4 protein-coding genes are annotated in these 2,865 nt (G+C 69.8%); 1 reads left to right on the top strand and 3 read right to left on the bottom strand.

Features of this window, described 5'->3' with window-relative positions:
* Positions 1–75 precede the first annotated feature (75 nt).
* Together ABD151_RS21065 and ABD151_RS21060 are read right to left on the bottom strand one after the other, a co-directional pair.
* Positions 76–522, bottom strand: a complete 447-nt coding sequence (locus ABD151_RS21065; RefSeq protein ID WP_343996830.1) for a DUF6328 family protein — start codon at positions 520–522, stop codon at positions 76–78.
* Between the two features lie 82 nt (positions 523–604).
* Positions 605–1,639 (bottom strand): pirin family protein, encoded by a 1,035-nt coding sequence (locus ABD151_RS21060; RefSeq protein ID WP_343996829.1) that lies wholly within the window; start codon positions 1,637–1,639, stop codon positions 605–607.
* A 93-nt stretch (positions 1,640–1,732) separates the two neighbouring features.
* Here ABD151_RS21060 and ABD151_RS21055 point away from each other — a divergent pair, with 93 nt between their 5' ends.
* Complete coding sequence (locus ABD151_RS21055; RefSeq protein ID WP_343996828.1) at positions 1,733–2,116, top strand: winged helix-turn-helix transcriptional regulator; 384 nt, start codon at positions 1,733–1,735, stop codon at positions 2,114–2,116.
* A gap of 2 nt (positions 2,117–2,118) precedes the next feature.
* Here the strand turns inward: ABD151_RS21055 and ABD151_RS21050 are convergent.
* A partial coding sequence (locus ABD151_RS21050) for an HNH endonuclease signature motif containing protein (RefSeq protein WP_343996827.1) occupies positions 2,119–2,865 on the bottom strand: 747 nt, incomplete at its 5' end.

Here is a 2,865-nt window from a genome sequence, read left to right as displayed (position 1 = left end):
CTGCTTCTGCGGCTCAAGCGGCACGCCGCTCGACCAAGCGGGGCCTGCTTCGGACGACGTCGAGGGCGCCCTCGGTCATCTGCGGTGACGGCGTCCGAGCAGCGCTGGGACCGCGCCCCAGAGCAGACCGAAGAGAGCCAGCGCCGACGCGCCGACCAGCAGCCCCGCGAGGTCGCCGAAGACCACATCGAAGACCAGGACCAGGACGGCGCTCACGGTGAGCGCCAACGCGATCAATCCTGCCTGAGCACAGCGGTTGCCGGCCGCCACCAGCCACGGCCGGGCATTCTCGCGGAACAGCAACCGGTGGAAGGCCACCGGAGCGACCACCAGCGAGGTGGTGATCACCGAGCCCACGACCGCGACCGCGTAGATCCACTCCTGGGGCGCGGTGAGCTCCTCGAACCGGTTTGTGAACGGCACGGTCAGCAGGAAGCCGGTCAGGATCTGGACGCCAGCCTGACTCACCCGCAGCTCTTGGAGCAGGTCGTCCCAGTTGCGCCGAAGTCGATCTTCCTCCACCACACTCAGAGCCTAACCCCGCCACGACGTCAGACGTTGCGCGCAAAGGTGCTCGCGCCGCATGACGTCACTGGGCACGGGCTCAGCGGCCGCCGGGGTGCTGCTCGGTGCCATCGCCGAAGACCGCGAAGCGCTCCGTCTCCGCCGGGTGGACCGGCGCGGTGCTCGGCCACGGCCAGCCACCGAACTGGGTGCGCTGGTAGTCCTCATAGGCCTGCACCAGCTCGGCGCGGGTGTTCATCACGAACGGGCCCGCCTGTGCCACCGGCTCGCCGATCGGCTTGCCCTGCAGCAGGAGCACCACGCTGGGCGCGTCACCGGCGGTCACCGTGACCGCGCCGTCGTCGCCCGGCTTGAAGCCCTGACCCGAGGCGACGGCGACCGCGACGCCGCCCGCCTCGACTCCCCCGGCACCGTGCACGTAGAGCATCCGCTCGGTGCCTGCTCGGGTGCCCGGAACCGTGACGGAGGCGTGGGCGTCGAGCTCGATGAGCAGGATCCGGACGTCCGCCTCGGCCTGCGCCGCCCAGGAGGCGACCGGCGGGGCGACCGCCGTCCGGCCGCCGAACTCACCGGCGACCACGCTGACCTTGGCACCGTCGGCCTCGATCACCGGCACCTGCTCGCGCCACATCATGGTGAACTGCGGGTCGGCCATCTTGCTGGCTGCCGGCAGGTTGATCCAGACCTGGTAGATCTCGAACGGGTTGTCGGCGTCCTGGTTGAGCAGCGGGAACATCTCCGAGTGCACCACCCCGGCGCCTGCGGTCACCCATTGCACGTCGCCGGCGCCGTAGCGCGCTCCGGCTCCGGTCGAGTCGGCGTGGTCGACCGTGCCCTGGCGCACGACGGTGATCGTCTCGAAGCCGCGGTGCGGGTGCGCGGGGAACCCCGGCACCGTCTCCGCGTGGTACATGTTCCAGCCGGACGGGTTGTTGAAGTCCTGACCGATCGGACGCCCCGCGACACCCTCGGCCGGACCCAGGTCGGCGTTGCCGGCCGGGTACTCGTCGAGGTGGTAGGCGGTGAACAGGAAGGGCCCGACACCGGGCCAGGGACCGTTGAGCGTGACCACCTCGCCGGACGTCGTGGCGGCTGGGTTGCGGTTGGCAGTCATCGGATGCTCCTTGTCGTGTCGCACGGGTTGATACCGGCACAACACCGCAACCTCCACTCTTGTTCCAAGAGCGAATCTGGCTACCCTGGAGAGGTGATCACGATCGAGGAGCTCTACGACGCCGAGGGGACGATCCGCGACGCGCTCGACACCGTGGCCGGTTCGTGGTCGATCTTCCTGCTGATCGCGCTGCGCTCCGGCCCGCTGCGGTACAGCCAGTTCAAGGCGTGCCTGCCGGACATCAACGACCGGATGCTCTCGCAGACGTTGCAGCGCTTCGTGCGCAGCGGCCTGGTGGAGCGATGCCCGCTGCGCCCGGGCGCGGCGCGCCACGAGTACCGGCTCACCCCGCTCGGCCTCCAGGTGAGTGAGTCCCTGGGCAGCCTTGCCGAGGTGATCGTGGAGCTCGCCCCGCAGGTCACCGAGGCGCGGGCACGCTTCGACGCGGAGCAGGGCGAGCACGAGCAGCCCTGCTGAGGTCAGTCGAGCTGGAGGGTGCCGAGTGCGGTCACCAGCCAGGTGTGGCCGTGCTTGTTGCGCCAGGTGTAGGTGCCGTCTCGATTGCGGACGTACCTCCAGCCGGCGAAGGTCTTCGCCAGGTGGTGACGTCTGCACAACGGGGCGAGGTTCTCGGGGTTTGTCTGGCCGGGTGGGCCGCGTAGTTCGTTGGGCCCCGTGTCGTAGGGGTCGATGTGATCGAGGTCTGCGTCGGCCGAGGATCGGGTGCAGTTCGGGAAGACGCAGTGCTGGTCGCGGAGCCGGACCTGCTCGGCCATCCAGGCGGGTGGGTCGTGGCGGTCGACGGAGCCGGTGCGGTTGAGGTCGATGACCGGGGTGATGCTGGCGATGGAGCCGTGCCGCTTCAGCCAGTCGGTGAGCTGCTCGATGAGGACGGGGCCGAGGCGGTCGGTGTCGGCGAGGGTGAGGGCGTCGGTGCCGAAGAGGTCGGCGAGGGTGGTGTGCACGAACACCCGTAGCCCGCGGCCATGGCGACGCCCTTGCGACACCGGCTCGCTTGCCGCACCGCCCGCGTCACCGGCAGCGTGGTCGCGGTGGTCGCAGTGGTTGAGCCCGTCGGAACTTTCGTAGTCCAGCGTGCCTTGCGCCTCCGCGATGCTGCCCAGCGCCTTGGCCTTGCGCTGGCCCAAGGTGTCGGTGTCACCGGCCCGCTTCAACTTCTCGGCTTCGTCACAGACGAGGTCGTGGAACCTGGCCAGGTCCAGCGA

It is taken from the genome of Nocardioides dubius (genome assembly GCF_039528155.1).
Classification (GTDB): domain Bacteria; phylum Actinomycetota; class Actinomycetes; order Propionibacteriales; family Nocardioidaceae; genus Nocardioides; species Nocardioides dubius.
Note: the sequence above shows the minus strand (reverse complement) of the source record. Positions and strands in the feature narration are given on the sequence as shown.